This window comes from uncultured Ellagibacter sp., assembly GCF_934617235.1.
In the GTDB taxonomy this organism is placed as follows: domain Bacteria; phylum Actinomycetota; class Coriobacteriia; order Coriobacteriales; family Eggerthellaceae; genus Ellagibacter.
Window position 1 is genome coordinate 1 of record NZ_CAKTTZ010000076.1, and the last position, 4,996, is coordinate 4,996.

Here is a 4,996-nt window from a genome sequence, read left to right on the forward strand (position 1 = left end):
CTACTCGGTTGGAGGCAAGGACCCGAGTTCGCCCGCGCCCAGGAACTGCTCAATGCCTATTCGGAAGGGGGATTGAGAGCGGTATCGACTCATCACGATTCCGATAGCCCATCGTGACCCGTGATTGTTTGAATTCCGAAACGGGCGTTTTCGGCGCTATCGAGTCGTGCCGCCGACATAGCGTGGCTGGACCCGCTCCTCAATGTATACTCATGCGTATTGTTTTCTCGGTTTCGAAACTTTAAAATCTTTTGAGTTTCGAAACCGAGAAGGAGCGGATGATGGCTTGGGTAGACCGCAATACGTACATGGAGCGGCTTTGGGCGCTCGAGGGCACCCGGGACATCAAGGTGATCACGGGGATGCGCCGCTCCGGCAAGTCCGAGCTCATGAAGGCGTTCTCCGCCTCCGTTGCTCGGAAAGACCCGTCCTCCAACAACGTCTACATCGACCTTTTGGACCTCGACAACGAGCCACTGCTCGAGTACCACGCGCTGCATCGCGAAATCATAGAGCGGTATAAAGACGGCACGCGCAACCGCCTCTTCATCGACGAGGTGCAGCTGTGCGAGGGTTTCGAGAAGGCAATTAACAGCATTCACGCACGCGGCGGATGGGACGTCTACCTCACGGGATCGAACGCGTTCCTCCTGAGTTCGGACCTGGCGACCCTGTTCACGGGGCGTCATAGGGAGGTTCACATCCTCCCCTTCAGCTTCGGCGAATACCGCTCCTACTTCGGCGGGCAAGGGGCCATCGACGACGACTTCGACGGGTTCATCAGACGCGGCGGACTTGCCGGGTCCTACGATTACGATGACATCTCGGAGTCGTACGGCTACATCCGCGATGTCTACAAGACCATCCTCACGCGCGACCTCGTTCAGAAGTTCTCGCTGCCCGACTCCACCGTGCTGGAGAGGCTGGCCGAGTACATGATGGATAACTCCGGCAACCTCAACTCGCCCAACAACATCGCCAACGTGCTCGACGCCAACAGGGTTCCCACCAACCACGTCACCGTCGGGCGCTACATCTCCTACCTCCGCGACGCCTTCGTCTTCTATGAGGCGAAGCGCTACGACATCAAGGGGAAGAAGTACCTGAGCACGCAGGCGAAGCATTACGTATGCGACTCGGGAATGCGCTATGCGGTCCTGGGGACGCGCAACATGGACTGGGGCCGCATGTACGAGAACGCGGTTTTCCTCGAGCTGATGAGGCGGGGCTACGAGACCTACGTCGGGAAGCTGTACCAAAAGGAGGTCGACTTCGTCGCGAAGAGAGGGTCGGAGCTCGTCTACATCCAGGTGAGCGACGACATCAGCTCCGAACCGACGCTCGAGAGGGAGCTCGCGCCGCTTCTGTCCATCAGGGACGCGTTCCCGAAGGTCCTCATCGCCCGCACGAGGCATGAGCCCTATACCCGGGAGGGCGTGCTCGTGCTGGACCTCGCGAGGTGGCTGCTCGGCGAGCAGGGGTTCTGAGCGTAGCGTGGGGCCATCGCGGGGTTCTCTCGGATATGAAACAGCCGAGGGAACGCTCCGGCACTTGGATGCCCTCCTGGCGGAAAATCATCTACTTTATATCATCGCCCGCGCAGGGGTTCGAATGCTCACAAATCGATGCGGACGCAAGCGAAGCCCCAGCCCGTTCCGTGGCTCATGGGAAAGCCACCTGAGACTACTCACTTTTCCCGCCGATGGCGAAGACTTGCGACCTGGGGTTTTGCGAATGACTCGTAAGCCACCCGCGTTAATTCACTTACGATTGCAGCTAGTGGCTTGCACGTTAAAGAGCAGTAGAGTATCAGAACGGGCGTTTTCGGCGCTATTGAGTTTGCGGGGGCCATCCGCCACGCCATTTGGGACAAAAACGAAAACTCAACGCCCTGAGTTTAAGGTGAGTTTTTGAAGCTGTCCCAGCTTCTGTCCCCGAAGCCGATGAAGCACGACATGGTGTGACTTGGCGGCACTTAGTCCGAGACGGCATCGAAAAACTGGGCGAAACCGGAATGGCCAGATGCTAAAGCCAGAGCCACCGAGTGGGAATAACGGGAACTGGCTTCCGAACTCGCGTTTTGGTGCTGCCGAGTACCGCCTGATACTGTTTCGGCATCGCCGCAGGGCAAAGCCACCTGCGAAATAACGGGAATAACGGCCTCCGAACCTCCTGGTTCGGAGGCTTTCTTTTTGCCTGTCTACCTGGGAAAACGGCTCAATTATTCCCCGCATGCCTCTACCGGGCGGCACGGCGGGATACTCGGCGGTACGGGAATAATCGGGCCCTGCGGGGATAATTCACAATTCGGGTTCCCCGAGGGGCGATGTTAAGGCCTCGTGCCTCTCGGAGCCGACGCCCTCGCGCTATCGAAGCTTTATTTCCCGAATCCGCCGAAAGCCCTCCTTGCGTCCCTCGCGAAGCCCTGTACCTGGGATTCCAGAGCGCTGCCCAAACTTTTCGCCATCTCTGCCGCGCTTTCACGGTCGGCAATCGCCTTTGCGCGCTCGTCTCGACTATAGCCAAGGCTCACGAACATGCCATCGTCTGCGTCAAGATCGGGGGCAAAACCCATCTCCCCAGCAAGATAGCCCTTGAGTTTTTCGTAAAAAGCAAGGTACTCCTCGCGACTCATCGAATTCCGCACACGGCCGCTCTCGCTACGGCGTCCAAACCCTCCAGGGATAAAGAAAACGGATAGTTCTTCATTGCGAATGCAGCCAGCAAGCACGTTGTCGATTCCTGATTTCCTTGCAACATACTGATAAACCAACTTGAAGTAGGTCAAAGCGTCGGGCTTTTCGACGTTTGCGGGCAAGAAGAACCTCCACTCCGCAAGCACCTCGGCAGTTGAGGGAACATTTCCACGCCTTCCGCGCGCGGCGGCGCGCATCGCCTCTTCGACCGCGTCGGCGATGTCGGGGGCGCTCCCGATTTGCTTCGCCAACCAGCGTTCGTCAAGCGCGAGCCAGGTGATGTCCTGGCCACAGCTACGCGAGCCGCCAAGGGGGACGAAGCCCGCGGGCTCGCTGGGGTTTCGAGCGCCATCGCCAGGAATCGCCGTCAGGCAATCCCTGGGTCCGTACGTGGTAATGCTTTTGAGCTGGGCATTTTGTTTTGCCATCGATATCCCTCACTTAAGACGTTATTTAGATTTCTTACTTCAGTTAGATAATCTGCTATCATCGACATTGATTCAATTATCGAGTTCGAGGATCGGGATAGATATCTAACCCATATACGGGAATAGGCAGGAAAACGAGATGGATCTTAGGGTTGTGAAGACGAAGCGGGCTATCAAAGGGGCGCTGACCGACCTTTGCGCGTCGAAGCCCTTGGCCGAGGTTACCGTGAAGGAGCTATGCTCGCGGGCCGAGGTCAGCAAGCCCGCCTTCTACTACCACTATGGAAATGTGGCAGACGTCGTCGACGAGATAGAGGACGATGCCGTGAGCGCAATCGTCGAAAAGACGCTAGACGGCAGCGTCGACCTCGCTTCGGAGGAGACTCTGCGCAGGTTCGGGGAACATGTCTTCCACAGCCCCCTTGCACCGCTGTTGAAGCCAGACGCAAGCAACGGGACATTCGGCAGAAAGCTCGCACTCGCGCTGGGAAAGAGCCACGAGGCCCCGCACGGACGCACGAGAAAGGATCCAGACAATCTGGCCGTCCTTTTCGCGTTCGACGGCCTCATGGGATGCATGGGCCGGCTCGGCTACGAATCGTACATGCGGGCCGTTCCCGAACTCTCCAAGCTAATGGAGGATGTTCTGAAGGACTAGACCCAGCGTCGAAATCGACCTCATGGGAGCAAATGCTTTCAACTCCCCTCTCATATCGAATAGAGCCTGGTTATTTCTATTCCGACTCACACAGACAGATACGGGAGAAGGTTCTCAAAAACGATTCGGTATGCGTGGGCGTACATGTGGGCACCGTCAACGGTCAGCTCCTTGCGAAGCTTGCCCTCGGCATCGCGCAGGCCGTCGTTGGCGTCGACCCATTCGCAGCCCCATTCCCCGGCAAGCGCGGACAGCTTGCCGTTCATCGCATCGATGGCTTCGTTGTTGCGCAGGTCGAAAAAGTGGGGATAGGGAGGTTGGCCGGAGCCCCCATCCTCGTTTACGGGATAATACGCCATCATGTAAACCTTGGTTTTCGGAAGACGATCATGAATGGCGTCGATGATGGTCTTGTAGTTCGCGATTAGCTGATCATCGGTGATGCGCTCATCGGCAAGATCATTGGTGCCAATGTTGATGAAAATCTTCGAAGGCTCGATGTCAAGAACAAGGGGTCCGATATTCTCGATAAGGTCTTGGGTTTTGTAGCCCTTAATCGCCCGGTTGTAAACCTTCACGGGCAGATCAGCGGTCATGGCCATCTCGCCGATGGGAAATTGCTGCATCAGCAACGATCCCGTGAACTCGATCTGCCCCTTCTGCGCCGTAGAATTAAGGCCGATAAGACCAATCCTGCGCTGCTCTTGCTGTTGCGCTGGGACGGCGAGCCTCATATCTGCAACGAGTTTAGCCTGCTCTGATTTATCCATCATTGCCTCCTTGATGCTACTTGCTGTTGTCTTGCCTTGATTAGAGAGTGCACCATCCTCTAATTCCGTTCAATTACTAGGTCTTGGTCGAGAGTAAGGTATCTGCCTATAAGAAAGAAACTGGAAACGTGTTGAGCTCCCCAAGGGCGGATCGGGCGAGTAGCGTCATCGGAATAGCGTCCGCCTCAATCTTGCGGAGGATCTCGCAGTCTGGAATAACCTTGAAACGACTCTGCGAAAGAGCCGGTGTTGACGGAAGCCGCCTGCGACGATTCTTTCAGTCATCACTTTGCTATCATATCTGACCTGCGGGAATGCAGGACGATAAAGCCGCTGGCTACGATTCACGTCGCTTAACAAGCGCTAAAGGTAGCGTCCCGAATGTTGGTGTATCAACCCGTTTTCGGAGGGCGGGCGAAGCCCGCCCGAGGAAAACGGCCATCG

Annotated in this window: 4 protein-coding genes; 2 read left to right on the forward strand and 2 right to left on the reverse strand. The window is 56.7% G+C overall.

The window, feature by feature from the left end; translation table 11 throughout:
• Positions 1 to 278: 278 nt before the first annotated feature.
• Entirely contained in the window at positions 279 to 1,487 is a 1,209-nt protein-coding gene (locus Q0G85_RS10155) for an ATP-binding protein (RefSeq protein ID WP_297157635.1), read from the forward strand.
• Positions 1,488 to 2,377: 890 nt separating this feature from the next.
• On the opposite strand, the gene Q0G85_RS10160 is transcribed toward Q0G85_RS10155, so the two are convergent.
• Positions 2,378 to 3,124, reverse strand: a complete 747-nt coding sequence (locus Q0G85_RS10160) for a hypothetical protein (RefSeq protein WP_297157637.1) — start codon at positions 3,122 to 3,124, stop codon at positions 2,378 to 2,380.
• Between the two features lie 139 nt (positions 3,125 to 3,263).
• Between Q0G85_RS10160 and Q0G85_RS10165 the strand changes: the two genes are divergently transcribed.
• Positions 3,264 to 3,782 (forward strand): TetR/AcrR family transcriptional regulator, encoded by a 519-nt coding sequence (locus Q0G85_RS10165; RefSeq protein ID WP_297157640.1) that lies wholly within the window; start codon positions 3,264 to 3,266, stop codon positions 3,780 to 3,782.
• Positions 3,783 to 3,868: 86 nt separating this feature from the next.
• Here the strand turns inward: Q0G85_RS10165 and Q0G85_RS10170 are convergent, their stop codons facing one another.
• A complete protein-coding gene (locus Q0G85_RS10170) occupies positions 3,869 to 4,555 on the reverse strand; it encodes a GDSL-type esterase/lipase family protein (protein WP_297157643.1) in 687 nt (228 codons plus the stop codon).
• Between the last annotated feature and the right edge of the window lie 441 nt (positions 4,556 to 4,996).

Bases quoted from the DNA above. Each gene is read 5' to 3' on its own strand.
- Q0G85_RS10170 (WP_297157643.1), bottom strand. From the start codon at position 4,555: ATGATGGATAAATCAGAGCAGGCTAAACTCGTTGCAGATATGAGGCTC.
- Q0G85_RS10160 (WP_297157637.1), bottom strand. From the start codon at position 3,124: ATGGCAAAACAAAATGCCCAGCTCAAAAGCATTACCACGTACGGACCC.
- Q0G85_RS10165 (WP_297157640.1), top strand. From the start codon at position 3,264: ATGGATCTTAGGGTTGTGAAGACGAAGCGGGCTATCAAAGGGGCGCTG.
- Q0G85_RS10155 (WP_297157635.1), top strand. From the start codon at position 279: ATGATGGCTTGGGTAGACCGCAATACGTACATGGAGCGGCTTTGGGCG.